Source organism: Paenibacillus sp. GM1FR (assembly GCF_002803315.1).
GTDB classification, from domain to species: Bacteria; Bacillota; Bacilli; order Paenibacillales; family Paenibacillaceae; genus Paenibacillus; species Paenibacillus amylolyticus.
The window spans coordinates 269,038-293,915 of record NZ_MKZL01000011.1; the positions used below are offsets into that span (position 1 = coordinate 269,038).

The 24,878-nt window shown below is 44.1% G+C and carries 30 protein-coding genes and 1 tRNA gene; 24 read left to right on the forward strand and 7 right to left on the reverse strand.

From position 1 onward, the window contains the following. Positions 1-11: 11 nt before the first annotated feature. The 3 genes from PAEAM_RS07140 to PAEAM_RS07150 all read left to right on the forward strand — a co-directional run bounded on the left by PAEAM_RS07140 (position 12) and on the right by PAEAM_RS07150 (position 1,194). Positions 12-281, forward strand: a complete 270-nt coding sequence (locus tag PAEAM_RS07140; protein ID WP_100527087.1) for a hypothetical protein — start codon at positions 12-14, stop codon at positions 279-281. A 298-nt stretch (positions 282-579) separates the two neighbouring features. Continuing rightward, positions 580-759: a ribbon-helix-helix domain-containing protein gene (locus PAEAM_RS07145; protein ID WP_017687382.1), complete on the forward strand. Its 180-nt coding sequence runs from the start codon at positions 580-582 to the stop codon at positions 757-759. Between the two features lie 141 nt (positions 760-900). Beyond that, the gene (locus tag PAEAM_RS07150; RefSeq protein ID WP_100527088.1) at positions 901-1,194 is read left to right on the forward strand and encodes a DUF6809 family protein; all 294 of its coding nucleotides are present in this window, start codon (positions 901-903) and stop codon (positions 1,192-1,194) included. Positions 1,195-1,417: 223 nt separating this feature from the next. Here PAEAM_RS07150 and PAEAM_RS07155 read toward each other — a convergent pair whose 3' ends face one another. Then, complete coding sequence (locus PAEAM_RS07155; RefSeq protein ID WP_100527089.1) at positions 1,418-2,320, reverse strand: manganese catalase family protein; 903 nt, start codon at positions 2,318-2,320, stop codon at positions 1,418-1,420. Between the two features lie 245 nt (positions 2,321-2,565). On the opposite strand from PAEAM_RS07155, the gene PAEAM_RS07160 reads away from it, so the two are divergent. From PAEAM_RS07160 to PAEAM_RS07175, 4 genes are all read left to right on the forward strand, one after another. Next, positions 2,566-2,874, forward strand: coding sequence for a hypothetical protein (locus tag PAEAM_RS07160; RefSeq protein WP_047843714.1), 309 nt, complete (start codon positions 2,566-2,568; stop codon positions 2,872-2,874). A 56-nt stretch (positions 2,875-2,930) separates the two neighbouring features. Beyond that, positions 2,931-3,251 (forward strand): DUF3889 domain-containing protein, encoded by a 321-nt coding sequence (locus tag PAEAM_RS07165; protein WP_100527090.1) that lies wholly within the window; start codon positions 2,931-2,933, stop codon positions 3,249-3,251. Between the two features lie 194 nt (positions 3,252-3,445). Next, positions 3,446-3,667, forward strand: coding sequence for a hypothetical protein (locus PAEAM_RS07170; RefSeq protein ID WP_017687387.1), 222 nt, complete (start codon positions 3,446-3,448; stop codon positions 3,665-3,667). Further along, a complete protein-coding gene (locus PAEAM_RS07175) occupies positions 3,651-3,932 on the forward strand; it encodes a hypothetical protein (protein WP_036614741.1) in 282 nt (93 codons plus the stop codon). Before PAEAM_RS07170 ends, PAEAM_RS07175 begins: the two co-directional genes overlap by 17 nt. A 75-nt stretch (positions 3,933-4,007) precedes the next feature. Here PAEAM_RS07175 and PAEAM_RS07180 read toward each other — a convergent pair whose 3' ends face one another. From PAEAM_RS07180 to PAEAM_RS07190, 3 genes are all read right to left on the reverse strand, one after another. Further along, complete coding sequence (locus PAEAM_RS07180; protein WP_017687389.1) at positions 4,008-4,244, reverse strand: DUF3892 domain-containing protein; 237 nt, start codon at positions 4,242-4,244, stop codon at positions 4,008-4,010. Between the two features lie 112 nt (positions 4,245-4,356). After that, complete coding sequence (locus PAEAM_RS07185; protein WP_036614958.1) at positions 4,357-4,800, reverse strand: GNAT family N-acetyltransferase; 444 nt, start codon at positions 4,798-4,800, stop codon at positions 4,357-4,359. A gap of 238 nt (positions 4,801-5,038) precedes the next feature. Continuing rightward, on the reverse strand, positions 5,039-5,296 hold the full coding sequence (locus PAEAM_RS07190; RefSeq protein ID WP_100527091.1) for a hypothetical protein: 258 nt from the start codon (positions 5,294-5,296) through the stop codon (positions 5,039-5,041). Between the two features lie 204 nt (positions 5,297-5,500). Between PAEAM_RS07190 and PAEAM_RS07195 the strand changes: the two genes are divergently transcribed. From PAEAM_RS07195 to PAEAM_RS07230, 8 genes are all read left to right on the forward strand, one after another. Then, positions 5,501-5,572, forward strand: a tRNA-Val gene (locus tag PAEAM_RS07195). 212 nt (positions 5,573-5,784) lie between these two features. Continuing rightward, positions 5,785-7,419 carry a recombinase family protein gene (locus PAEAM_RS07200; RefSeq protein ID WP_165789851.1) on the forward strand — a complete coding sequence of 545 codons (1,635 nt, stop codon included), beginning with the start codon at positions 5,785-5,787 and terminating at the stop codon, positions 7,417-7,419. A 224-nt stretch (positions 7,420-7,643) separates the two neighbouring features. Continuing rightward, positions 7,644-9,854, forward strand: coding sequence for a M1 family metallopeptidase (locus PAEAM_RS07205; protein WP_100527093.1), 2,211 nt, complete (start codon positions 7,644-7,646; stop codon positions 9,852-9,854). Between the two features lie 182 nt (positions 9,855-10,036). Next, positions 10,037-10,309 (forward strand): hypothetical protein, encoded by a 273-nt coding sequence (locus tag PAEAM_RS07210; protein ID WP_100527094.1) that lies wholly within the window; start codon positions 10,037-10,039, stop codon positions 10,307-10,309. Beyond that, on the forward strand, positions 10,296-11,294 hold the full coding sequence (locus tag PAEAM_RS07215) for a glycoside hydrolase family protein (protein WP_100527095.1): 999 nt from the start codon (positions 10,296-10,298) through the stop codon (positions 11,292-11,294). The genes PAEAM_RS07210 and PAEAM_RS07215 overlap by 14 nt, the downstream gene beginning before the upstream one ends. A 2-nt stretch (positions 11,295-11,296) precedes the next feature. After that, positions 11,297-11,983, forward strand: a complete 687-nt coding sequence (locus PAEAM_RS07220) for a hypothetical protein (RefSeq protein WP_047843708.1) — start codon at positions 11,297-11,299, stop codon at positions 11,981-11,983. A gap of 165 nt (positions 11,984-12,148) precedes the next feature. Continuing rightward, positions 12,149-12,568 carry an organic hydroperoxide resistance protein gene (locus PAEAM_RS07225; RefSeq protein ID WP_017687397.1) on the forward strand — a complete coding sequence of 140 codons (420 nt, stop codon included), beginning with the start codon at positions 12,149-12,151 and terminating at the stop codon, positions 12,566-12,568. Between the two features lie 142 nt (positions 12,569-12,710). Further along, complete coding sequence (locus PAEAM_RS07230) at positions 12,711-12,890, forward strand: hypothetical protein (protein WP_100527096.1); 180 nt, start codon at positions 12,711-12,713, stop codon at positions 12,888-12,890. Here the strand turns inward: PAEAM_RS07230 and PAEAM_RS31725 are convergent. Continuing rightward, positions 12,874-13,026, reverse strand: a complete 153-nt coding sequence (locus PAEAM_RS31725; protein ID WP_165789852.1) for a hypothetical protein — start codon at positions 13,024-13,026, stop codon at positions 12,874-12,876. The two genes, PAEAM_RS07230 and PAEAM_RS31725, sit on opposite strands and share 17 nt — an antisense overlap. A gap of 339 nt (positions 13,027-13,365) precedes the next feature. Here PAEAM_RS31725 and PAEAM_RS07240 point away from each other — a divergent pair, with 339 nt between their 5' ends. Continuing rightward, complete coding sequence (locus tag PAEAM_RS07240; RefSeq protein WP_036614723.1) at positions 13,366-13,920, forward strand: copper amine oxidase; 555 nt, start codon at positions 13,366-13,368, stop codon at positions 13,918-13,920. 97 nt (positions 13,921-14,017) lie between these two features. Beyond that, entirely contained in the window at positions 14,018-14,335 is a 318-nt protein-coding gene (locus tag PAEAM_RS07245; RefSeq protein WP_036614722.1) for a DUF1292 domain-containing protein, read from the forward strand. A 207-nt stretch (positions 14,336-14,542) separates the two neighbouring features. On the opposite strand, the gene PAEAM_RS07250 is transcribed toward PAEAM_RS07245, so the two are convergent. Further along, positions 14,543-16,018, reverse strand: coding sequence for an aminotransferase class I/II-fold pyridoxal phosphate-dependent enzyme (locus PAEAM_RS07250; RefSeq protein ID WP_026080977.1), 1,476 nt, complete (start codon positions 16,016-16,018; stop codon positions 14,543-14,545). A gap of 176 nt (positions 16,019-16,194) precedes the next feature. Between PAEAM_RS07250 and PAEAM_RS07255 the strand changes: the two genes are divergently transcribed. The 4 genes from PAEAM_RS07255 (at position 16,195) to PAEAM_RS07270 (ending at position 21,026) form a co-directional block, all read left to right on the forward strand. Then, positions 16,195-17,487, forward strand: coding sequence for an MFS transporter (locus PAEAM_RS07255; RefSeq protein WP_100527097.1), 1,293 nt, complete (start codon positions 16,195-16,197; stop codon positions 17,485-17,487). 253 nt (positions 17,488-17,740) lie between these two features. Then, positions 17,741-18,340, forward strand: a complete 600-nt coding sequence (locus tag PAEAM_RS07260; RefSeq protein ID WP_036614719.1) for a hypothetical protein — start codon at positions 17,741-17,743, stop codon at positions 18,338-18,340. Between the two features lie 172 nt (positions 18,341-18,512). Further along, positions 18,513-19,922, forward strand: a complete 1,410-nt coding sequence (gndA, locus tag PAEAM_RS07265) for an NADP-dependent phosphogluconate dehydrogenase (protein WP_036614715.1) — start codon at positions 18,513-18,515, stop codon at positions 19,920-19,922. A gap of 594 nt (positions 19,923-20,516) precedes the next feature. After that, entirely contained in the window at positions 20,517-21,026 is a 510-nt protein-coding gene (locus PAEAM_RS07270; RefSeq protein ID WP_036614703.1) for a shikimate kinase, read from the forward strand. Positions 21,027-21,162: 136 nt separating this feature from the next. Here PAEAM_RS07270 and PAEAM_RS07275 read toward each other — a convergent pair whose 3' ends face one another. Next, a complete protein-coding gene (locus tag PAEAM_RS07275) occupies positions 21,163-21,468 on the reverse strand; it encodes a rhodanese-like domain-containing protein (RefSeq protein WP_017687407.1) in 306 nt (101 codons plus the stop codon). A gap of 106 nt (positions 21,469-21,574) precedes the next feature. Between PAEAM_RS07275 and aroA the strand changes: the two genes are divergently transcribed. The 3 genes from aroA (at position 21,575) to PAEAM_RS07290 (ending at position 24,802) form a co-directional block, all read left to right on the forward strand. Beyond that, positions 21,575-22,870, forward strand: coding sequence for a 3-phosphoshikimate 1-carboxyvinyltransferase (aroA, locus tag PAEAM_RS07280; protein ID WP_017687408.1), 1,296 nt, complete (start codon positions 21,575-21,577; stop codon positions 22,868-22,870). 59 nt (positions 22,871-22,929) lie between these two features. Next, positions 22,930-23,364, forward strand: coding sequence for a CoA-binding protein (locus PAEAM_RS07285; RefSeq protein ID WP_100527098.1), 435 nt, complete (start codon positions 22,930-22,932; stop codon positions 23,362-23,364). 157 nt (positions 23,365-23,521) lie between these two features. Continuing rightward, positions 23,522-24,802: a hypothetical protein gene (locus tag PAEAM_RS07290; protein ID WP_165789853.1), complete on the forward strand. Its 1,281-nt coding sequence runs from the start codon at positions 23,522-23,524 to the stop codon at positions 24,800-24,802. Positions 24,803-24,878 lie beyond the last annotated feature (76 nt).

Below are 24,878 nucleotides of genomic sequence, written 5' to 3' on the forward strand. Positions count from 1 at the left end.
AGTGATATAAAATGTTAAAACACCAACTTCTTTTTCCTACTTGTTTAAATACGGAGGTTTACTGTCTGGTCATAGTGCAACAATTAATTCATTTATTCGGTATCACAGAAAAAGAGGCATTTTTAAGGATCAACTCTTTTTGGGAGGGAGATGACTTCACATCAGAAGATGATATGGTTTTCATTGAGTCTCCTGATTACTGGGCAAAAGCAATATATTATGAGCAATCGAACTGGTGGAATCTAAGTCAGGATGAACTTACCCCTCGAAAAATAGAATGAAGCTTCAAAGTATAAATTGTCTCTCGGTAGTTTTCTCTAACAACCTTGTAGGGCTTATGCCTTTCAAGGTTGTTTTTTGTCAACAGATTGATCAAATCCTCCATAGGGTAAGAGTTTCATCTAGCCTCCAAGTACACATAAAACTTAGCTAATGTCCGTTTCTGGAGTTGAACGGATGATAATATAACTCTCTCTAAAATTCTGCAAACCATAAAAAAGAAATCATGTCTTGCCAATAAATTGACTTTTCGTCCTGACAATAATATATTGTTGTCAGGACAAAAAAAGAGGTGAAGCAATGTCCGCCAAAAAGATGGGGCGGCCTAAATCTGACAAACCCAAAAGCAGAACGATTGAGATACGTGTTGACGAGGAAATTATGAACAAGCTCGATATTTCGGCTGAGAAGCTGAATACGAATCGATCAGACATCGTTCGCAAAGGGATTGAGAAGATTTACGACGAACTCCAAAAATAAAAAAGGAAGCAGCGCTAGTCCCACGAAGAACACCGCTGCTTCCTATGCCGCAATCACTTAAATGAGCGACTGCATAAATATCCTACCATGTGCAGAACGTTCATTCAAGTGAGGTGCGAATTGATATACAGGAGGATGCACATGAATTCGATATTAGAAGCATTATATAATGGACGACTTCGACCGGATGAGATGATGATGCCGACACATCCTGAATACCAAGCGTTAGGACGGCAAATTGCAGCTCTGACAGAGCAATGGAAGAATCGATTGAGCGAGGAAGAATTCCGTGAGCTTGAACAGTTAATTGACCTGTGTGGCAGATCTGAGGGCATGCATACAGAAGCAGCGTTTGCACAAGGTTTTCGTCTGGGTGCCAACATGCTAATTGAAGTCATGAGTCAGCGGGAGGAATCGGTGTTGGAGTTTAGCTAAGTTTAACGATGTGAGCAGAGATCCGGTTTACTTTTACAGCTAAATTCTCAGAAAATGACGGCATACAAAATACTTATTTTGCACCATAAAATGGTATCATAAATTTAGTATAACAAAGCCCTCCAATCCTCTCTGCATTCAGCAGCAGGGTTCGAGGGCTTCACTTAAATATAGAGTTAAAAAATCTATATATAGGGAAAGAACCTGTTAAACAAATTGTTCCTTAATCCGCAATATTCCCCGCCATTTTCAGACGACGTGCAATTTCCTTAAAGTCTTCTTGTGAGATGCCCGGTGCAAATTCTTCCTCGACCGCAGGAGCTTCTGGAATCGGGAATCCTTGAGGTATCCCTTGGATAACTTCAAGAGGTTGTCCATCTTCGGGGTGAGTTCCTTTCCAGATCTGGCCGATCGTATTGAAATCTTTATCACTATAGGTGTACAGCTTGGTGTGTACCCCTTTTTCTTCATATTTGCGAGCCTCGTTGAAGGCTTTGTTGTTCAGTGAAGGGATAGGAACCAGCTTGGTCACATTTACGCCAGTTGCAATCTCAAGAGCTTTCGCATATGCGACAACATGCACGCCGCCACGTACCAGCAGGAAACCAACCACTTCCCGGGCTGCCGGGTGATCCGTCATCTCATATACTTTCATTTTATGGGTACGAGCGCCACATTCTAGGAAGAAGTTATGCAGCAGATCCTCGACCAGGTTGCCACTGTTGAAGACGTTTGCTCCCGTCCATGGATTACCCATAGAGTCGAAAGGCATTGCGCCTTGTGCACCTGCCAGGTAGTGATACGACAGACGAGCATCTTTCACAGAACCTAGCGGTGTATCGTCGGGTTCTTTGTACTCGGTTGAACCTCTGAGGCACTTGTTAATGCCATGAGACACGAGTTCAACATGACCCAATTCTTCGGCCGTAATGCTCATGACGAGGTCATAGAAGGGCTTTAACTTTTCTTTGGATCGAAAATTAAACGATTGATAGAGGTAGTTGTTCAACGTTGACATTTCTCCGAATTTGCCGCCGAGTAATTCTTGTATAGCTGCCGCAGCATTCGGATCTGGCTTCTCGACATTGGGAATCTCAATCAGGATTTCATCCAAGCGTTTGAACATTCGGGTGTAACCTCCTCAAATTAGTATTGCAGATCGTGGAGTCACTCTGTTCATGGCCTATTACACGTCTATTGGGTTTTTTAAACAAAAAATCAACCAAATGGGACTTAAGCATCGCATAACGCATGCCCCAACTCTTCTCCCATTTGTTATTTCCAATACGGTCAAATTTATGTATAATCAAACATTCAAACGAGTCTTCACGTACAAGAGAAGAGAGTCATGAATCCATAAAGGAGTAAGAGATGAACAAGCGTTGGATACAAATAGTTGGGATTGTGATGTTTCTAATGATTCAAATGTACATAAGCAGCGAGCCTGCCACAGCATATGACGTTACGAACGAGGTTCAGGTGGATGAACAAACGAGGCAAAGGCTTGAAAAGAAATACGGGTTGGAACGTCCTGAGGAGCCGAAGACACAACAACACTTTTTCTCGGGTGACTGGGGAATCAGTTTCCGGACAGAGCCTCCTGATTCGTTTGACCGACTTGTTCATGTGGTTCCTTTTTCCCTACGCCCACTGGCCTGGATCTTTCGTTTATTCGTGTAAAATGAAACCCGGACGGGCAATATAACAGAAACATATTGTCCCAAGGAGTGAGTGAAATGAGAATGCTCATCGTTACCATCATGTCGGTAGTTCTGAGTTTAGCCGGAATTACATCAGGCACAGGTGCCGCCATCCCTGATTATGCGAAGTGGGGAATTATTGCGGTCAAAGAAACACAGACCAAGTATAATGTGGATATTTTGGACTATAAGCATATCGGTCGCACCTCTCTAACAGCAGATCAATCACGGGAACAGTTCAAGCTATGGGTTCGTGCGAAAGACGGCAAGCAATTCGCAGTCTATGTAAATGTTGATTTTAATCCAGCTACACAGCAGTTAAAGAAAGTACAATTTTCGGAATCGGATCGGCACTGATCCGCTGAACTTGGTCATTAAAAGTCATGTTTTCATATTAGCTATACTATGGGTTGAACCAGACTGCCTTAATCATTAAGGTGAAAGTCTGGTTTTTTTTTATTTTACAAAATCCTTTTTTTACTATTGAATAAAGAACTTATGTTCGCATATAATATGAAATACAAACAAACGTTCTTATCGGAGGGATGATTATGCTAGGGAAATATATTGGCCAGATGGTGGAGCTTGTCTACATGGATCGTGCAGGGCAGATTACGCAGCGACAGATTCGAATTAACAGTGTACGTGGTGGGATGATTAGAGCATCAGCGGGAAAAGAAGGTTCACCCCGAACATTTCTGGAGCAAGGTATTCTGGCATGGCGTCCTGTTACCGATCTGAATGGGGAGGTAAAGTATGCTGAACGACTTTGAACGCAAGATTTTGCGTATTATGGTGAACTATGCAGGACAACGGCGCAGGCTGCCGCGTATGGATGAACTGGAGAACAAGACGGGACGAAGCAGAGCATACATTCATGAGTCACTGCAGGAGCTGGAACGAACCGGGCACATCGCGTGGGAGAATCGGTCTACTCTCGAAGGGATACAGATTTTGCAGGCATGGGAACAGGTACAACAGCCGATTCGCAAAAGCCAACCTTCCGGTGATTCCGTAAAATATTTTACGGACTACTAATCATAATAAGAAAACGCCAACCCGGGTAACCGGATCGGCGCTTATTGTGTCACATGTACGACATGTGCATCTATTTTAGAAATGGGGGAGTTGGTCCAGGTTGTTGGTTGGGTCACCGTCGGCATCGCCGCGAATGTACATTTCGCCATCCTTGCCTTTAAATACATTCACACCGGCAATAGCGCCAGCTTTTACTTCTGCAAGTGCCTGCTGATAATCCAGTACGCGTCCTGCTGAAGTCTGAAAAGCTGTCAGGTCACCGTCACCATTTTTCTGTACTGCTGTGAAACTCTCGCGTGTCGTTTGATCCATGATGTCACACTCTCCTTATATGACGAGATAGGAATCTGCTTACCTGATTAGCCTATCCGAAATCATCGGAAGTATGCACCATATGCTGATGAGACCTTCCAACGACGAGGTTTTACAAGCTCTTTCTCATACGAACATGCAGAATATCTGCATCATAAAAAGGTTCTTCCGAAATCACTTCATAACCCAGTTTTTCATAGAATTTCTGTGCCTGACACTGCGCATCCAGTACAGAATAGGATAAGCCGAGTTCACGGGCCAGCTCCTCCATCGCGAGCAGAAGCACACGTCCATAACCGAATGAACGATGAGACTCAAGCACCGCGATCCGCTGCATTTTGGCCGTATCCTTGCTGTAATAGATCAGACGTCCTGTGGCTACAGCTTGGCCATCCGTACTTAACAATACATGATGCACATCTGGACTGATGACATCATATTGATCAATCTCAATCTCGGCAGGCACCTGTTGCTCGATAACAAAAACGTGATGGCGAATTCCCAAGGCTTGCTCCAGTTGTTCTTCTGTCGATACATAACTAATCTCAGCTGCCAATTCCATTCCTTCTTTCTGCTCTTGCGCGACATATCAGACTGAATTATACAAAAAAATGTTTTTCCTGTATAGTGAAGTCTGGAACATAATGGGAGAGGAGGGGGTAGTGATGGGCATGACAGGCATCATGGTAATTACATTGCTAATGTCGGCGGGAATGATTACTCTGTTGTATTTCGTTACGAAGAAAGCATACTCACGCAAGTGGGATGAAGACGAGTAATTCATCTGTTAACCTTCACGGCAAGACTTCACTGCTTCCTCGCGGAGAATATACATCTTGAATTACAGATTTGGAGTATACGTCCAGCCAAACGGGCAGAGATTCACCATTTTCATTGGGCTGTTGTAATTGTTGGAATTGTACCGTATGTTCATCCTTCTCCAAGCTGCAACCAGTAACGATTGTAATGAGAATCATAAGCCCAGCAAAGAGAAAGAAGCATTTGGTAAATGTATGTTTATTGGATTTTGACCGTTTTGTTATGTTTCTCATAGGGAATTCACCTCGTTGTAGAAATGGTAATCTTTCCTTTATTGTGCACCATTTCGGGTGAATTATAACCAAATAAATCATTGACAATGAACACGGTTACTTGATATGATACTGTTACTTGATTGGGAAACAATTATATATCATGATCTGTTAGCTCAGCTAAGTTTAGTAGTACGGACACGATGGATACATCTTAATTATTACAGGGCGATAGCTCAGCGGGAGAGCATTATCTTGACAGGGTAAGGGTCGTGGGTTCGATCCCCACTCGTCCTATATGAAAAATTAAAGGCAACTTCTTTTGAGAGTTATATCTCAAGAGGAGTTGTTTTTTTTATATAATAATATGGCTACCTCCAATAATATGTGTAGGTGGTTTTTGTTGATAATAAATATACTTAATGGTACAATTTGGCTAAAATTAGCAGTGAAAGTAGTTACTACTATCGATAAAAATAATACAGAAAAAAGATATGGTGGTTGATCGAATGGGACAAATAAAGCGTGTTGCAGCACTATATCGAGTGTCCACAAAAGGACAGATGGACGGGAACGATATTCCAATGCAACAACGAGCATGCAGGAAGATGGTAGAGAAACAAGAGGGATGGAAGCTAGTTAAGGAATATACCGAAAAAGGGATATCAGGTTTTAAAGTACCTGCCTCGAAGCGTGATGTTATCCAAAAGGCTAAAGAGGATGCAGAGAATGGTTTATTCGATGTCTTGTTGGTATTTATGTTTGATAGGCTTGGAAGAAAAGAGGATGAGACTCCCTTTGTACTTGAGTGGTTTGTAAACAAAGGTGTTGAAATGTGGTCTGTAATAGAAGGTCAGCAAAAAATTGAAGCATACACCGATCGGATGGTCAACTACTTAAGATTCTGGCAGTCAAGCGATGAAAGTAGGAAGACCTCTGACCGTGTCAACGAAAAACATATACAGATGGTCGAAGATGGTATTTTTAGGGGAGGAGGTATTCCCTATGGGTATAAAAGTGTTGATTCCGGTAATGTAAATAAAAAAGGAAAAGCACTGCAAAAACTGTGCAAGCAAGAAGAAGAGTCAAAGATCGTACAAGAAATATTCCGACTAGTGCTTGAAGAAGGTTACGGACAACTAAGAATAGCTAAACTTCTAAACGAAAAAAATGTTCCGACAAGAAAAGCAAAACAATGGGGTGCTCCTACTGTAAACGTTATACTTAAGAATCCAATTTACAAAGGAGTGATGAGATACAGAAAAGAAAAAGGGGACGATATATTTTCAAAACCAATTCCTGAATTAATGATAGTTTCAGAAGAGGATTGGAATAGTGTACAGGATATAAGGGACAAAAAGAACCCTAAGAATCCAAAAAGAAATGAAAATTCCATTCCCATGAGCACTAAGGGAAGTTTACTTTTAACTGGAATAGCCAGATGTGGTTGTTGTAATTCTAGATTGACTACGACTACATTTGTAAATAAATACAAAGCAGCTAATGGAGAAATAGTTAAATACAATCAGAATAAAAGTTATCGTTGTAGTGGAAAATTGCAAGGAAAGACGGATTGTAACGGACAGGCAACATTTTCTTCAAAGAAGGTAGAGAGACAAGTCTTAGAAAGAGTGGATGTATACTTAAGTCAACTCAGAACAATAGATTTCCATTCAGAAATTGAATCAATAAAAAAGAAAGTTTCTAATGAAGAAGAGGAAAAAATTAAAACAATGCAAAATTTACTGGAAGGGCACTATGAGGAGCTTGTGGCATTAAACGCTGAGGTTCCAAAAGCTATAATGGGTAAGAGCGCATTCAAGCCAGAAATGCTCAATGGTCTTATCGAGAAAAAAGAAAACGAAATTGAGAAAACTATTGAAGATATTAAGGGAATTGAGCAATTGTTATCCTCCAAAAAAATGGAGATATCTGAGATGGAGACTCTAAAAGATTATCTCCCAGTTTGGCGGGATGTATTTACAAATGCTTCTACAGAAAAGAAGAAAATGATGTTAAGCACATTGTTAGAGGTGGTCTACATTAGCAAAGAAAAAATATTGGTTGAAATTAAGGGTGGAATAAAAGAATTACTCGATCATCTATACAGAGAGAGTAAGGATACCAAGAGCTTACTTATTTGACAGGGTAGGGGTCAGTGGTTCGAGCCCACTACAGATCATACACGAGAAGCCTTACAATGTAAGGCTTCTTTTCTTTTTTACATACAAACATAAATACGATTTGAGATAGCTTCCTTTCCTTTCCTCTTTTTAAACAAAACTTAAATAAAACATAAATTCAGCGTAAGGTTCGTCTTCTATACTTGGTTCTGATGTCAATATAGAACAGAAGAGGGAGAGAACTTATGAATTATTCAAGTCCATTTACATCAAAGCTAGCCAGAGTAGGGATCGCGGGTACACTGGCTTTAATACTGGCAATAAGCCCACTTGCCAACATGGGGGTTGTTGCCGCGGAAGCAGGCCCAGCACCTGTATCTACGAAGATATATAACACACCTAAAGACTCTTTAGAGCAGACGCCGATTCAATACCAGATCCAGGCTCGATTAAATGAGAAGGACATGACGATCCAGGGGAGCGAGAAGGTAACGTACCGCAACACAAGCAAGGATGCACTCCAGCAGCTGGTTCTTCATACATATGCTGATGCAAACCTCTCCAAGTCTACACAGGCGAGCATGTACCAACAGCATAATGAAAAGATTAGTGAAGATCATCCGGAGAAGACAGCGGCGGACTTTCTGGGTGGCATCGATATTCAGGCTGTAACAGCAAATAGCCAATCGCTGGATTTCCATAAGGAAAACCAGGCGTTGACCGTGCAGTTGAAGAAGCCCGTTCAACCAGGGGAATCGGTATCATTCCAACTGGAGTTTCAGTTGAATATCCCCTATGGCTCACAGCGAGTTTCCTACTATAAGGACATGATCAACGGTGCACACTGGTTTCCTGTGATGTCTGTATACGATGAGGTTAAACATCAGTGGAACAAGGCACCGTATAGTCAAACATTTGAGAGCGATTATTACACCTCATCGGACTTTGAAGTTCAATTCAATGTTCCTGATGAGTATCAGGTAGCCATGCCGGGCACGATCACCACTAAAGACAGTACAGAACATGGTCGTAAAGTTGTTTCTGCTGTGGCCGAGAACACAAGGGAGTTTGTATTCTTTGCTAGCCCAAACCTTCAAGTGGAGAGTGTTACTCGTAACGGTCTGACGGTGGAATACTATTATTACAACGATGATCCATCCAAGAAAAAGATAGTTGACCGCTACATTAATCAGGCATTCAAGGTCATCGATTTCTATAGTGAGAAATATGGCAAGTATCCCTATCCAGAGTTCCGAATTGTCGAGACGTATGTACAAGGCGTTGCCGTGGAGTATGCGAGGCTCATCCAGATGGGACAGATTCAAAATGGTGCTGTTCCAGAAGAAGACACAACATTTGTTCATGAAATAGCGCATCAGTGGTTCCATGCATTGATCGGTAATAATTCGGAGACAGAATCCTTCCTGGATGAAGGCTTTGCTGATTTCTCCATGGTGTATTTTGCCGAGAAACAGGGAGACAAGCTAAATGGATTCAGATCCATACAGTTTGATACTGCGCCCGTAGATATGGCGATTGCGTCAACAAACGATGAAGCTGGGGATTTGGCAAGTTTGGTATATTATCAGAAGGGGCGACAAGCGATCTATCAGCTTTACCGTTCCGTCGGTGAAGAGAAATTTGACGAGTTGATGAGGACATATTTCAAACGCTACGTGTACCAAAATGCAACGGTAGAGGGGCTGCTTCAAACCATTGAAGATGTGCTTGGTAAAGAAATACGTTCAGAAATGCAGATGGCCCTATATCAGCCTGATTTTGTCTTAAAGCCGGAATACCAACTATCACAAGAAGAGACCGCCGCCTATGTGCATGATGTCTTACAAGTGCAATATCAGGCTGTCATGGGTATGGTTCCTAATCTGCCTTATGAAGTGATGAATCGATTGATGTACAAAGCCCTTCAAGGCGAGGAATTAACCATTGTGCTCAGCGATCAGGTGAGTAAGCTTGCAACTAAACAGCAGGAAGATATGGTTAATCAGTTGACCGGATTCCTTGATATGACTGGTATGAGATACGACATTATACGGGATCGCAAGGAACTGAAGCAAAAGATGAAAAAAGAGATCGGAAACAGCAACCTTATTGTCATTGGCAATGCCAAGTCAAACGGATTGGTGCAGGCTTTAAAACTTAACATTATTGATCGAACGAAACAGACGGGTTTTACTTGGAAAAATACCATGAATCAACCTCTCGCCGCGGGTGCATATGTTATCAAACATCCCTATAACCAGAATCGATTGATGCTTCATTATTTCTGGAATGAGGATCATCTGAGTGATGAGGCATTTGAAGCTTTTAAGCTGAAAATACAGGAGTCTATCGGATTCACTAACGACTTTTACCAGTACTATGTATTGGATAACCAAGGCAAGGAGAAATCCAATAAAAAAGTTGCGAATCCCATATCTTCACTTTTTGCGGAGTAATAAGGAATTGGTTTTGCAGTTTCTTCGTTCAAACAGGTTAGCCAATTTGTATTGGTTAGCCTGTTTGTGTTTTATATGAGAACCAGTCTTAGAATAATAGGCTGTAAGATGGGTATAATGCTTTAACACAAAGGCAACTTCATGAATATACTTATCGGGAGAAAACAATAGGAGGGATTAATATGAAGAATCAACATTATCCGGGCGTACCAATGAAAGGGACAGTTGCTGATTACAACTGTAAAAGAAATAAAGGAATGAACAAAATGAAAGCGTATTCATATAATGCTAGAATTTGTCCTATCATTTGTATTACTCAGGAGCCGACTGCGAATGAGGGTAATGTTGTTGATTTTTCAATCCTATTAAAGGACACTTCGGAAGTTTTATATTCGCGACCGGTAAATGGTAATACCCTGCTCACGAAGGAGTTGAGTTCCCATGTCTATGACTGAAAATATTGCTCAGGCAGCACTCGATGCAGCGATGAAGGCAAACAGGGCCGTTGCGCCTTATGATTATTGCGATGCAGAAACCAGACGGATGTACACGCCTCAATTTGATAAAAAAATGGACAATCCTATGTATACCGCTGCAATGGCCGGGCTTCAATCAATCTATTGGTTTCGGGCGATCAAGGTAAAGGGGCTTATCCCTGATGCAAAAGCGGATTATTATGCTACGTATTCTACCAACCATAATCACATCGGAGGAATTGGACTAGCCTACTCGAACAGCCCTACAGGGCCATGGACCAAACACGGACAGGTGTATCTCGATACTGTGGTTGGGAATTCGACGGAAACTCCATTTGTGATCTGGAACGATGAAGAACAATTGTTCTTTATGTATTATCAACAAAACGGACTGGGGATCAATCAATCAACGGCACTTGCGACCTCTGCAGACATGATCAACTGGACAAGAGTGGGTTTGATTTTGGACAAACCTCCCGGGTTCCCAGGTGATGGTCATACCGGATATTTCTCGTGTTTCAGAAATGGAGGCAAATGGATCGGTTTCTCGGTGATGGGAGGTGGTGACTTTGGTCGTAAATGTATCTGGTATTCACATGACGGACGTAGCTGGTTAGCTGATCCAAGACCATTAATGGGTGGGAATGATGCCACTTTAAGTGCAGGAGAAAACATTTCGAGACCAAATGCTGGTGTATTTATGTACAAAGGGAGCATGTGGTGGCTGGGTATGTTATCAGCTTATGCTTCCGGTGGGGTTACGACGGTAGCTCGGCCTGCCATTGCCAAGATCAGCGCAGACTTTCGTCAACTGCTGGACAAACCTACAGATATATATTTTCCGGCATTGAATTGGGAGACGACCAACATGCAATCCTTGATGGTGTCCGTTATGGACGGCGTAGTGTACGCGTATTACAATACCGATCATAATATCGGTGTAGCCTATTCGGTGGGGGTGTAGAGATGGTTATACGTGATGCAGCGGGTCAGATCGTGCCCTTTGGAAAGGTTCACAAACAGCTTGTGGCTGATTTTCTTTACGGAACGTTACCGGATTGGGTGGAGGTGGTGGGCACTCCTACGTTTGAGCCTTTGCCCGACAGAGGGACCATTACTGTTACAACTCCGACAACGGCAGGAGCCACGGCAGAGTTAAAAATGAAACATCTGATTGACAGCTCGAAAGTAACAGCAATTGCAATCACTTTGGAAGCGTTACAATTAAACGGGAACATTGGAATTTCAGTTCAGGTTGGCATTAAATCGAAGGATAGCAAGGCCGGAATCACTTTTTTTCAAAACGTAAATCAGAAGTATGGTATGGTCCGTGCCTATAAAGCAGATGGAACGTACACGGATTTTAATCAAAACATGGTGTTCTTCACCACACATGGCGTAGCAGGAGATGAAGCACAGAACCGTAAGAATCTCACTGTGTTGCTCTGTACCGGATTACAGTTCTCAGCTGGGTTCGAGAGACCGTCCGTATGGCTTGGTGCGGATGATCAATATGGCGGTGTTGCTGCTGACCTTAGCGGTGGATTGTTCCAACATGGAGAACTGCAATGTCTTTTGAAACTGACTACAAGCAAAGCCGAGGCCAAGTATTTCAAATGTGCACAGATGAAAGTGGATATCTGGAGTAACTGATTGGAATGACGGAGGAGTCGTCTGATAAGCGGCTTCTTTTTTTATTTTAATAATAATGTTTACAAAAGAAATTAAATTGTGTACAATCAAATTGTTAGCAAAACAAAAACAAGAAATTCTGTATAACACATAAAAAAATTAAATGATGAAGAGGAGTTTTCACAAATGAAAACATTATATGAAACAACAGTAATCAATACAGGCGGACGTCAAGGCATCGTACAATCCCCAGATAACGTGTTTATGTTGGATGTTGCTGCACCACCTGAACTCGGAGGACAAGTGACGACAGCTACCAATCCGGAGCAGTTGTTTGCAGCAGGGTATAGTGCTTGTTTTAACTCCGCACTGGAGTTTCAATTGAAGAAACACAAAGTTGAGATTGAAAGAAGTACCGTAGCTGCAACGGTAATGTTGGTGACGGACTCTGAGGATAACGGCGTGAAGCTTCAAGTAGATTTGGAAGTTAAAATCCTTGGTCTAGATGAGGAAACAGCACAGAAGTTTGTGAAACTTGCCCATGACTACTGCCCATATTCCAAAGGAATCAAAGGGAACGTGAATGTTAACGTGGAACTCGCGTAATCACTGATACTATTTGTTGATAAGAAGCCTCCGAGAAATCGGAGGTTTTTTGGTGTTTTATGCATAAAAATCAATTTTGCACTCAATTGTGGGTTATAATGGTAGTAAGTTTACACAAAACTGCTGAAAGGGGAATGTACTTATGATGGATTTTAGCAAACCACCCCATGGCTCTGAGACCGATGCCCACCGTCAGCGTCATCAGGAGAATGAACAGAAATACCTGTCCGGAGGCAAGGGTATTTGGTATGAAATCAGCAACTGGCTCATTCTCGGAGGTATCCTCCTTGTCATATTTTTATTATTTAAATACGTTTTTTAAATAGACACACAACCGGGCGAATCCCCATATGATGCATTACATCAGTAAGCACTTGGGGAAATGGGGAATCCGGGATGGCAAAGGCAAAAGGTAAGAAAGCTCCCGCATTAAAGAGTGATAAAATACGTGTATCCATGAAGTTGGTCACATCGGATGTATGCGAGAGATGTAAGACACCATGTACACGAGGTATGGATTACGCTGCACGTATGAGAATTGAAGGGGCTTTAGGCAAGGGCGTTCCCTGTATATTGACCCGCCATACTTCTTCATAAACTCTTCGTATAATCCCGTATATATAACAATTATAGATCAGGGGCATCCTTTAATGAGGATCGCCTCTTTTTGTGCATTCCAAGGGGTGGAAAAAATTCTGGATAAAAAATGAAAAATGATGAAAAACAGCGCAACTTTGTGGATGAATCTGCAGTATAAATGTACAACAGCTAGCAGCAGGGGAGGGAATATTGACGGGATGAAATGGAAACGAATATTGCTTTGTGTCACGGTATTCTCCTTGCTCGGCGGGTCTTTATTGTTTGCAGATTCGGTGAACGAGAAGATTCGTGTTCTCATTAACGGCAAGGAAGCAGCTGATGGAGGTTATCTCATTGATGGAACGACCTATGTACCTGTAAGAGAAGCCGGAGGCGTCGTCAAATGGGACAGCAGTAACAAGAGAGTAACGGTGATCAAACCGAATGTACATATTTTTCTCTTCAAGGGAGACACTGTATTTGGCAACGTTAACGTAGGTAAGCTGAAATTCAATGTATTTTCACAAGTGGACAGTCTGACAGCAGATGTAGCTGCGGTGAAAGTAACGATTACCAATCCAAGCGGTCAGGTGAAGGATATCCAGTCCCAGGAGCTTACGACCCAGAAGGATAACTTCTGGTTCCGCACATATGATTTTACGTACGATTTCAGTCGTGCCGGCAAGTATCAGGTCGGCTTTCATATTAAAGAAAATGCAAACAGCAGCTATGTCCTGGTAGCGGAGAAAATCATTACAGCGCTGAACGATTGAAGCGGAAATAACCCTGTGAGTTAAATTGACCTGTGTCATTGAACATGTTACGATATGCAAGGTTACACAATTTCTATTTATAAAGCGAGGTATTTCAATGAGCGATCACACACATGAACACGGCGATGGCTGCGGATGCGGGCAAGACCACGACCACGACCACGAGCATGAAGAAGTCCTTCTCACATTAACAGACGAGAACGGCCAAGACGTGGAGATGGTTTTGGTGGAGACGTTTGACGTGGAGAAGCATGTTTATGCGCTCCTGCTGGAACGTAACAATCCTGAAGCTGACGGCATCATCCTGCGTATGGAAGAAGAAGACGAGGAAATGGTGCTCTACAATATTGAAGACGAAGAAGAGTGGAACCGCGTTGAAGCGGCTTACAACGAACTCGTTGCATCACAAGAATAGTCATTCTTTTGGAACATAACATGAAGGCTCCTTGATCTCAGGGGGCCTTTTGTTTGTTTTTCAAGAGGTATACGAGCATTTACACCACCGGTTTGAACTACGAAATAGACGGGAAAATGCAAACTCGCTTGTCCCATAAAATAAAAACGGACCAAGCTAGGGCTTGGTCCTTTAAGTTTATCCCCTGCACAGCGCAAGGAGGTTGTTCTAGAAAATGGCATCGGCTTCCACGATCACTTTAACGTTGGTTACGCTGCGATCTTCGGGTCCTTTGACGGGTAATCCAACTTCGACATGATCGATGATGTAGTCGATGTTTTCCTGGGTGATAACCTCACCCGGTAACAGGATCGGAATTCCTGGCGGATAGACATAGATGAATTCCGAGATAATACGTCCTGCGGATTCCTTAAACGGAATCACTTCGGTATCACCGTAGAATGCATCACGTGGAGTCAGCATCAACTGTGGAATATCCGGAACTTTTACGACCAGTTCATGGGCCGGGTTCACTTGATAATAGGTACGGGAGAGATCCTGCAAAGCGTTCAGCAAGATATCCACACTATTATCCGTATCTCCTGGCGTAATGAGACACAGAATATTGTACATATCACTAAGTTCAACCTCGATGTTGTAATGTTCACGTAGCCAGTTCTCTGTCTCATACCCTGTAATACCCAGATGGCGAACATGGATCGTTACTTTGGTTGGATCATAGTTGAAAGTCGCTTCTGTACCCAGCAGCTCTCTACCGAAGCAATACAGGCCATCCATATCGTTAATCGAACGTCTGGCAAACTCAGCTAGTTCAATCGCCTTCTGTGCAATCTCACGACCGTGGAGTGCCAGATTACGTCTTGATGTATCGAGTGAAGCAAGCAAAATGTATGAAGTTGATGTTGAGGTGAGCAGACTCAGGATCGTCTGTACACGCTGTGGATTCACGAACCCATTCTTCGTGTTCAGGTTGAGTACGGAACTCTGTGTCATGGAGCCACCAAGCTTGTGAACACTGGTTGCAGCCATATCGGCACCTGCTGCCATCGCAGACAACGGCAGATCCTCATGGAAATGAATGAGTACACCGTGTGCTTCATCAACAAGTACAGGGACTTGGTAGCTGTGTGCCAGCTCAACAATCTCTTTCAGATCGGTAACCACGCCGTAATAGGTCGGGTTAATTACAAGCAATGCCTTGGCATCTGGATGACGCTCAAGTGCGCGACGGATGGACTGTGTAGTCACTCCGTGGTCAATGCCCAGATTGGCATCTTGTGAAGGAGAAACAAATACGGGTTTGGCGCCTGAGAAAATAATCGCGGACAGAACCGATTTATGCACATTACGGGGCACAATAATTTTGTCACCCGGTGAGCATACAGACAGAATCATGGTCATAATGGCACTGCTTGTGCCTTGTACACTAAAATAGGTATAATCGGCTCCGAAGGCATCTGCTGCCAAAATCTGTGCTTCCTGAATGACACCGGTTGGCTGATGCAGGTCATCCAACGGTGCGATGTTAATCAAATCTATGGAGAAGGCATTATCGCCAATAAATTCACGGAATTCGGTATCCGCTCCCAATCCTTTTTTATGGCCCGGAATATGAAACTGTACCGGATTGAGTGCCGCATGATTTTTTAAAGCGGTAAACAGCGGCGTACGGTGGTGATTCATCAGTGCTGTCACAACCCTTCCTAATAAAATTGGTAAACAAAGATGAGTATAGCAAATTAAGAACCGAATGCAACAGTATAATCGACAATTTTTTGAATTGCCGAGATTTGGACACATTCCCCACGGTTACACTAAGGATAGGGAATAGGCAAATGAACGCCGAAAGGGGAAAAAGAATGCAAACCGATACAAAACCAGCCAAAATTTTGCGATCACCATTTTTTATCGCGATGTGGCTGACACTTTTTCTAGTTGAAATTATCAAAGGGGCCCTGTTGGTAGCAGTTCTGCCGGTGTATATGGACAATATACTGGGTCTGTCTGCAGGCGTCATTGGTGTGGCATTTGCTCTTCAATATTTGGGAGATAATCTGTTCCGGGCGCCTTCCGGCTGGGCAGCAGAACGGATCGGGTTCCGTGCAACGATGGTTACAGCATTAATCTGTACCTTAATCGCTGTTATTATGATCCTTTTTCTCAAAAGTGCCGTTGGACTGGCCATGGCCTGTCTGGTTCTTGGCATTGGTACGTCACCACTCTGGCCTTGCGCCATGACAGGCGTGACGGCGATGTCAGGCCCACAGAACAAGAATGGTACAGCAATGGGGGCGCTGGAGATGGCTGCTCTCGGCGGAACAGGGCTTGGACCTATAGGCATGAACTGGCTACTGGAGCGCACGCATCATGATTATCGAACCATATTCCTCGTGCTGATGGGTTGTGCCATTCTCGTTATTCTGGTGGCCATGATTCTTCCTGGACGTGTCATTGTTGAAGGAGAGCATGCCGAGCAAGTAGCGAAGAATAGTGATGTGAAATATCCAGCCAAACCGAATCTGCTCACGCCGTTCATCCGGCTGCAAAAGAGTGTGAAGGACACACTGCAACGGGTACGCAGCACGCTTAATGTTAATCCACTGGTGTATCCTGCACTGTTTATGCAGTCGTTTGTCATCGGGCTGCTCAGTCCAGTAATCACGCTATATACACGCACAGATCTGCACATCTCGCCGAACCTTTACAGTTTGTTGCTGATTGCGGGTGGTGGAATAACTGTTATTGCCTTACTGCCTGTAGGTAAAATGGTAGACAGGTTTGGCACCAAGCCGTTCCTGAACATTGGTTTTTTGATGGCGGCGGCGAGTCTGTTCGCATTTTCCTCCATAACATCCATTCCGGTGGTGTTTGGTGTTGTCATGCTGGTGGGCATCAGTTATGCCATGATTTTACCCGCCTGGAATGCTTTTGTAGCCACACTGATTCCCAAAGGAGAGCGGGGTGCGATCTGGGGATTCTTCCTTACATTGCAGGGATCAGGCATGGTTGTAGGACCTATTGTTTCTGGACTGCTGTGGGACCACGTGAGCCATCCGGCTCCATTCATCGGCAGTGCCATCGTCATGGCAGGACTTGCCGTTGTGCACTTTGTGTTATCCCGCAATCCGTTTCGCACCGCTCCGGCCAAATAAGCAAAAGAAAAGGGAGTTCCACCAACCGTCTTGGTTGTGGGGCTCCCTTTTTCGCGTCCAATATATCACGATAATCGGGGGCTTGCCCCTGTGCGTGTGCGGAAAGCTGCAATCCGGCGGTCCTTTCGGTGAAAAATAGTCAAATAACCAAGTACCCTTACATAAAATGAAGTATAAAATAGGGTAAGCCGATTGAGTAGAAGCGATTGAAGACGAGGGCCGGAGTTGATCCGGTACAGATGGAGGGAGTGCCGTGAATAAGAGTTATGAAGTTGAATATTGCAATCTGGAGCTGCGGTTCAACCGTCGGCATATCCAAAATTTGATCAGAGACCTTATTCGTGAGGGATATTCACTATATTGGAGCGAGGACGAATCCTTTTTTATCCTGTCAGTCCGGACCGGCCGCAAGCTGGTAAAGCTCCGCTTTCAACAGACACGCACAGGGAACTACAAGATGACTGGGGATTATATCATTAAGGATGCAAAGCTTGCAGAGTGGCTGGAGAAGCTGATTGGAGATACACGCGGGCATGCGGTTGTGAAGCGGTTCAAGGATCAGCAGATGACCGTGGAGAACATTTTATTCGGTGAAGTGATTCGGCTCGTGGAAGTTTCCGGATTCAAACAGCGTGTCATTTTTCAAAAGGAACCTGCGCCGACGGCGGAAGAGATGGAAGAAATGTTCCTCTCGCGTGAAGGCGAGGAAAGGCTCATGTTGTTGCGCATGGAAGTGGACGATGAACTGGAGCGCCTCTACACGGCCATGCAGATGGATAATATCGAAAAAGCAAATGCTTGCCGTCAAGTCTTAAAACAGTTGTCTGGACATCTGTTAATGTTGGAAGGATGACAAGATAAGGCCGTATTTATGAAAATACGATGAACACCTCAGCAGATTGGGGTGTTTTCTCGTTGCGTAGCTGTGCCACGGGGTTCACTTCTATACATAAAACCGTTAAAATGGGAGTATTGTTGAGAATTTATTTCAATAAAATTAATTGGAGCAAAGGATGGAGGACCAGATGACAAAACAACAAATTGGCGTAATTGGCCTGGCTGTCATGGGCAAAAATTTGGCCCTTAACATTGAAAGCAAAGGTTTCTCGGTATCGGTATTTAACCGTTCCCCGGAGAAAACCAATGATCTTCTGAAAGAAGCTGAAGGTAAAAACCTGACAGGCTCATTCTCCATTGAAGAGTTCGTAGCATCCCTGGAATCCCCGCGCAAAATTTTGATCATGGTACAAGCCGGCAAAGCGACCGACGCTACCATTGAACAACTGCTTCCTCACCTGGATGAGGGCGACATCATCATTGACGGAGGGAACGCATACTTCCCTGACACGCAACGTCGCAGCAAAGAGTTGGAAGACAAAGGCATTCGTTTCATCGGTACAGGTGTATCCGGTGGTGAAGAAGGCGCACTGAAAGGCCCTTCCATCATGCCAGGTGGACAGGAAAGTGCTTATAAACTGGTTGAACCGATCCTGACGGCGATCTCGGCCAAAGTCGGTGACGATCCATGTTGTACATATATTGGACCAGACGGTGCCGGACACTATGTGAAAATGGTGCATAACGGTATCGAGTACGGAGATATGCAGTTGATTGGTGAAGCGTACCATTTGCTCAAATCCGTATTGAACGTTTCCGTTGAAGAGCTGCATGCGATCTTTACGGAATGGAATCAAGGAGAGCTGGATAGCTACCTGATCGAAATCACGGCAGATATCTTCTCTAAATACGATCCGGAAACCGGCAAACCAATGGTTGACGTTATTCTGGACGCTGCTGGACAAAAAGGAACAGGTAAATGGACAAGCCAAAGTGCGCTGGATCTCGGCGTTCCATTGTCCATGATTACAGAATCCGTATTCTCCCGTTTCCTGTCTGCCATGAAGGACGAGCGTGTAGCAGCTAGCAAAATCCTGAATGGACCAGCAACTGAAGCGTTCTCCGGTGACAAAAAAGCGTTCATCGAGAGCGTGCGTAAAGCCCTCTTCGCAAGTAAAATCGTATCCTACGCACAAGGATTTGCACAAATGCGTGCAGCTTCCGATGAGTATGGCTGGGATCTGAAATACGGCAACATTGCCATGATCTTCCGCGGTGGCTGCATCATCCGTTCGCAGTTCCTGCAAAACATCAAAGAAGCTTATGATAAAGACGCAGCACTGAAAAACCTGCTCTTGGATCCTTACTTCCAAAACATCGTTGAGTCTTATCAAGGCGCATGGCGTGAAGTTGTAGCGGCTGCTGTAAAACAAGGTGTTCCGGTACCTGGCTTCTCCAGCGCTCTTTCTTACTACGACAGCTACCGTACAGAGCGTTTACCAGCAAACTTGCTGCAAGCTCAACGTGACTACTTCGGTGCTCACACGTTCAAACGTGTGGACAAAGAAGGCAGCTTCCACCACAACTGGATGGAGTAAGTACCACATATACAATTCTATTATGATTTGGCTAGTGCCCCTTTAAGTGGCAGGTTTGGCCTGCTAAGGGGCTCAAAAGAGGTTTGGCGTTCCGGTGATTGCCGGTTAACGCTAGGCCTCTTTTTTTACTGTGTTATACAGTAATAGTGTTGATGGAGAAGATATGTAGCTGGTTCTAGACCTAATGAACAGGAGACACTCTATTTTGGCAAAATGAGCCGGTTCTATTTTTTAACGAACTCAGATGGCTCTATTTCAATAATTCGCAGCGAGATGTCGAGGTTTTGACGTTGTTTTTTTAAATAAGCTTACTGAGATTTGTTAGAAGTTTAACTGCGCCTATTTTACGTAAATAAGCTCATTGGAGTTCGTTAGGTTGATGGATGATTACTGATTGAGACGTATGGGTGCTCAAAACTGCTTGAGGGTGATCTGACGTAGGCTTAGATGCCGGGAGTTACTTAATCTGTCTTGGAAGTACTTGCGGATGGTCGAAAGGAAGTCGGTGAGGAGATGGTCTTTCCCAGTCCGCAGGGCTGTGTTATGATAGGACAAAAGTGCTCACGAATTGCTTGAATTAAAGGAGTGTACACCTTGAGCAAGTCTAACAATATTATTCTCATCGGTATGATGGGAACCGGCAAATCAACCGTCGCTGACATGCTTGCACGCGAGCTTGGTTATCGATTGATTGATGTAGACGCCGCGGTGGAAAAAGAGGAAGGCTGTACGATTCCGGAATTGTTCACTGGCAAGGGAGAGACGTATTTCCGTGATGCCGAGAGCCGCATGTTATGCTCGGTGCTGGAGAAGAAGTCACAGGTCATAGCGACTGGAGGTGGCGTGGTGCTGCGTTCGGATAATTGTGACGTGATGTTGAAAAATGGTTGGGTTGTTGCCTTGACTGCTGATCCGGCAGTGATTGTAGAACGTGTTAGTGGCTGTGACAATCGTCCACTCCTCGCAGGCAATGCAGAGGAACGCATTCAGGCAATTATGGAAGAACGGAAAGACGCATATCGGTTCGCACATTATACGGTGGATACAACCGAGTTATCCGCTGCTGAAGTGACTCGTTTAATTTTAGCGCATTACCGCGTCTAAGCTTGTTATCATCGAAGTTTGATGGTTGATAGGTGGTGGCAGATATAACAAAACGGGCCATATAGGCCCGTTTCTAGAAGTGGAGCAGAGCAGAAGTCACAAGGTTACAAATGACTTTGCTTCTCTCCGGGTTTCTCTAGTCTTCCTGTTGCCACTGAAGCATACCGCCGACCATGTTTGTACAGCCTTCATATCCCAGTTGCTGCAGATATTCACAAGCACGCTCACTGCGGTAACCGCTACGACAGATGATCACGATCTCGCCTGATTTCTCAATCTCAGACAGTCGGTCCGGAATCTGTCCAAGCGGAATATGCTTGGCTCCTTCGATCATGCCTTGCGCGACTTCATCGTCCTCGCGGACGTCTATCATCTGCAGCTTCTCTCCCGCCTGTAAACGGCGGCGCAGCTCAGACGTTTCAATTTCAGCTATTTGTGTCATATTCAGGTCCTCTTTTCTGTATGGACTTAACGCCTATAATGATACCCAAGCGATGCACGGAATGTCAATTTGGCCACAATATAATCAATGAAGGAGAATTTCATCCATGGACGTTATTGTTAAACCAACCCCCACGCTGAACGGGGAAATCGGGGCTCTGTCCTCCAAAAACTACACGACTCGCTATTTGCTGGCTGCTGCACTGGCAGAAGGCACAAGTACCATCCATTTCCCGGCACACAGTGAAGACAGTGACGCCATGCGCAGATGTATTCGTGATCTGGGGGCAGTACTTGAAGAAGACGACAGCAAGATTGTGATCCAGGGTTTTGGCAGTCATCCCCGTGATGTGCGTGAATTGAATGTTGGGAATGCGGGTGCTGTACTTCGTTTCCTGATGGGCGTTACAGCGCTCTGCCCTGAAGTAACTTTTGTGAATACGTACCCGGATTCACTGGGCAAACGTCCACATGATGACCTGATCGATGCGCTTGGTCAATTGGGTGTAGATGTACAGCATGAACAAGGACGCCTGCCGATTACAATCAAGGGTGGCAATGCCAAGGGTGGACACATTCGTGTATCCGGCTCCGTCAGCTCCCAATATCTGAGTGCATTGCTGTTTGTAACTCCGCTGCTCGCAGAAGACAGCACCATAGAAGTACTGAATGACCTGAAGTCCAAGGTTGTTATCGGACAGACGCTGGAAGTGCTGGAGCAGGCAGGCATCGTTATCCATGCAAGTGATGATTACATGTCCTTCCGTGTACCAGGTGGACAGGCTTACCAGCCAACGACCTACACGGTTCAAGGCGACTACCCGGGCTCGGCAGCCGTTCTTGCCGCAGCAGCGGTTACACAGTCTGATGTGAAAATTCTGCGCCTGATGGAGCAGAGCAAACAGGGTGAACGTGCCATCGTTGACGTGCTGCGCATGATGGAAGTGCCATTGACACATGAGAACGATGTTGTACATGTTCAAGGTAATGGCAGACTGAAAGCAATCGAATTCGACGGGGATGCCGCGACGGACGCCGTTTTGGCTATGGTAGCCGCAGCTGTGTTTGCGGAAGGCACGTCACGGTTCTATAATGTAGAGAACCTGCGTTACAAGGAATGTGACCGAATCACCGATTATTTGAACGAACTGCGGAAGGCAGGAGCAAACGTTGAAGAGCGTCAAGCTGAGATTATCGTACATGGACGTCCAGAAGGCGTTGAAGGCGGCGTTGAGATTAACGCTCACTACGATCATCGCGTAATTATGGCGCTCACTGTTGTCGGTCTGCGTTCCAAGGAGCCGCTTCGTATTCGGGATGCACACCATGTAGCCAAGTCTTATCCGCAATATTTCGATCATTTGCAGGCGCTTGGCGCCTCGGTTCAATGGGTAAAAGAGTAAATAACTGAAAACCTGTTTTTTGAACACGCACTTTAATCAGAAAAGGATGGTGCTTGAACATGGAATTTAACAACCCTACTCGTGAAGAAATTGGAAAACTTTTGCGCAAGGCAGGCAACATCGCAGTCGTCGGCTTATCAGACAAATCAGATCGCACTTCCTATATGGTGGCTGAAGCCATGCAGAGCAGAGGTTATCGCATCATCCCGGTTAATCCACAGGTGCAAGGTGAAATCCTTGGCGAGACGGTATATGCCACACTCGCGGATATTCCAGAGCCGGTAGACATTGTCAATGTGTTTCGTCGCGAAGAGTTTTGCGAGGATGTCGCTCGTGACGCCGCTGACATCAAAGCAAATGTGCTGTGGTTGCAGCTTGGCATCCATAGTGATGAAGCGGTCCAGATTGCTGCAGAGAACGGCATGACAGCGGTAACGAATCGTTGTATCAAGGTAGAGGATTCCATCGTTCTGCGCGGCGCTGGACGCGGCTGAGAGGCTCGTTCACCTGTGATCGAATGATCTCCTGATCTGAACCAATTGAGTGATTATAGGATGAATCCCGTTAACTTGAAGTTGACGGGATTTTTTCTGTTTATCATAGTATTATGGAATGAAATAAAAGGAGGATGAAGTGAGAATGAGATGTTCTTTGAAAAAAATAGCAGTCATGCTGCTCGTTGCTTTGGCCGTAGTAGCCCTGCCAAGAGAAACTACCGCTTATGCTGCCAATGCAGCCATTCATCAGAGTGATGTGTGGACCAGACAGTCCCCTTACGTTGCACCTGCTAAAAGACCAGAAATTAAATGGGCATTAGATTTGAAAAATTATGTAAGACATGTTGTTGTGGATTCCAAAGGGATAATATATCTTATTTCTCATGATAATTTTGGTCACCCACAACTGACGGCTGTCACGCCTAAAGGGAAAATGTTGTGGTCGAGTAAACTAGAACATATTAATGCTATATCCGATATGTATCTCTACAAGGATAGTTCCCTGGTTATTGTTGGGGATGATATCCCTGAAGGAGGAAGAGGATCAGAGGACTTTGGAACAGCGAGTATATCGAGTTATACACTAGACGGCAAACAGATTTGGGAAAAAAGGTACAGGGATTACACGACTGGTAATAACGTTGATGTCAATAAGGATGGAGTAATTATTGTTACTGCTTCGTATGTACAAGTTATACATAATAATAAACCTGTTAGTGAGGGAGAAGATATAAAAGAGGAGAAAAGACTACTTGGAATTCGTAAGGATGGCAGCGAAAAGTTTAACATTCTCATGGGCACAGAGATTAATTCTAAACCCTTTTTTATTGTCTCCGATCCTATCTTTGTTAAGGACCGAATCTTTTTAACCATATCATCCCAAGATGATATCAGACAGAGCGGCAGGGTGAAATCGGGTGAATTGATTCAGTATAACCAAGAGGGGAAGAAGATATCGAGTACGAGGTACACCGGGGAGAATCTTCTGAGTCCGATCTACGATAACCATCAAATTTATGTTATCGGTGGCGATAATCTTCACATATTTGATACCAAGGGTAAGCTGAAGAAGACTATTAGGGGGGGATTTCAAAGTACAAGTAACTCACACGGTCCTTCAATAAGCAAACAAGGTGACGTGGTGTTTGGGAGAAACATTTATCATGCACAGAACAAGAAAGTAACAACATTTAACAATGAGGACAGAACTTATTTCACCAGTGAACCCATCATTGATCGTAATGGGAATCTTATTTATCATTATAAAAACTATGCAGAAAATAAAAACTATCTCGTATCCATGAAACTGGATACAGCCAAGATTAATTGGAAAATGTCAGTTAATCATGACATTAACGACCAATGGGTTATTTCTAATGATGGAACCATTTATGTTGCAGGAACCAAACTGGTTGCTATTGGTAAAAAAAATTAGAAAAGCCATTTATAGTTTTATGGTCAATGAGTGAAATATTTCAAAAAAATGTTAACTAATCGTTCTGTGTATAGTA

Coding starts and splice junctions, on each gene's coding strand:
- PAEAM_RS07140 (WP_100527087.1), top strand. CDS start 12: ATGTTAAAACACCAACTTCTTTTTCCTACTTGTTTAAATACGGAGGTT.
- PAEAM_RS07145 (WP_017687382.1), top strand. CDS start 580: ATGTCCGCCAAAAAGATGGGGCGGCCTAAATCTGACAAACCCAAAAGC.
- PAEAM_RS07150 (WP_100527088.1), top strand. CDS start 901: ATGAATTCGATATTAGAAGCATTATATAATGGACGACTTCGACCGGAT.
- PAEAM_RS07155 (WP_100527089.1), bottom strand. CDS start 2,320: ATGTTCAAACGCTTGGATGAAATCCTGATTGAGATTCCCAATGTCGAG.
- PAEAM_RS07160 (WP_047843714.1), top strand. CDS start 2,566: ATGAACAAGCGTTGGATACAAATAGTTGGGATTGTGATGTTTCTAATG.
- PAEAM_RS07165 (WP_100527090.1), top strand. CDS start 2,931: ATGAGAATGCTCATCGTTACCATCATGTCGGTAGTTCTGAGTTTAGCC.
- PAEAM_RS07170 (WP_017687387.1), top strand. CDS start 3,446: ATGCTAGGGAAATATATTGGCCAGATGGTGGAGCTTGTCTACATGGAT.
- PAEAM_RS07175 (WP_036614741.1), top strand. CDS start 3,651: ATGCTGAACGACTTTGAACGCAAGATTTTGCGTATTATGGTGAACTAT.
- PAEAM_RS07180 (WP_017687389.1), bottom strand. CDS start 4,244: ATGGATCAAACGACACGCGAGAGTTTCACAGCAGTACAGAAAAATGGT.
- PAEAM_RS07190 (WP_100527091.1), bottom strand. CDS start 5,296: ATGAGAAACATAACAAAACGGTCAAAATCCAATAAACATACATTTACC.
- PAEAM_RS07200 (WP_165789851.1), top strand. CDS start 5,785: ATGGGACAAATAAAGCGTGTTGCAGCACTATATCGAGTGTCCACAAAA.
- PAEAM_RS07205 (WP_100527093.1), top strand. CDS start 7,644: ATGAATTATTCAAGTCCATTTACATCAAAGCTAGCCAGAGTAGGGATC.
- PAEAM_RS07210 (WP_100527094.1), top strand. CDS start 10,037: ATGAAGAATCAACATTATCCGGGCGTACCAATGAAAGGGACAGTTGCT.
- PAEAM_RS07215 (WP_100527095.1), top strand. CDS start 10,296: ATGTCTATGACTGAAAATATTGCTCAGGCAGCACTCGATGCAGCGATG.
- PAEAM_RS07220 (WP_047843708.1), top strand. CDS start 11,297: ATGGTTATACGTGATGCAGCGGGTCAGATCGTGCCCTTTGGAAAGGTT.
- PAEAM_RS07225 (WP_017687397.1), top strand. CDS start 12,149: ATGAAAACATTATATGAAACAACAGTAATCAATACAGGCGGACGTCAA.
- PAEAM_RS07230 (WP_100527096.1), top strand. CDS start 12,711: ATGATGGATTTTAGCAAACCACCCCATGGCTCTGAGACCGATGCCCAC.
- PAEAM_RS31725 (WP_165789852.1), bottom strand. CDS start 13,026: ATGGATACACGTATTTTATCACTCTTTAATGCGGGAGCTTTCTTACCT.
- PAEAM_RS07240 (WP_036614723.1), top strand. CDS start 13,366: ATGAAATGGAAACGAATATTGCTTTGTGTCACGGTATTCTCCTTGCTC.
- PAEAM_RS07245 (WP_036614722.1), top strand. CDS start 14,018: ATGAGCGATCACACACATGAACACGGCGATGGCTGCGGATGCGGGCAA.
- PAEAM_RS07250 (WP_026080977.1), bottom strand. CDS start 16,018: ATGAATCACCACCGTACGCCGCTGTTTACCGCTTTAAAAAATCATGCG.
- PAEAM_RS07255 (WP_100527097.1), top strand. CDS start 16,195: ATGCAAACCGATACAAAACCAGCCAAAATTTTGCGATCACCATTTTTT.
- gndA (WP_036614715.1), top strand. CDS start 18,513: ATGACAAAACAACAAATTGGCGTAATTGGCCTGGCTGTCATGGGCAAA.
- PAEAM_RS07275 (WP_017687407.1), bottom strand. CDS start 21,468: ATGACACAAATAGCTGAAATTGAAACGTCTGAGCTGCGCCGCCGTTTA.
- aroA (WP_017687408.1), top strand. CDS start 21,575: ATGGACGTTATTGTTAAACCAACCCCCACGCTGAACGGGGAAATCGGG.
- PAEAM_RS07285 (WP_100527098.1), top strand. CDS start 22,930: ATGGAATTTAACAACCCTACTCGTGAAGAAATTGGAAAACTTTTGCGC.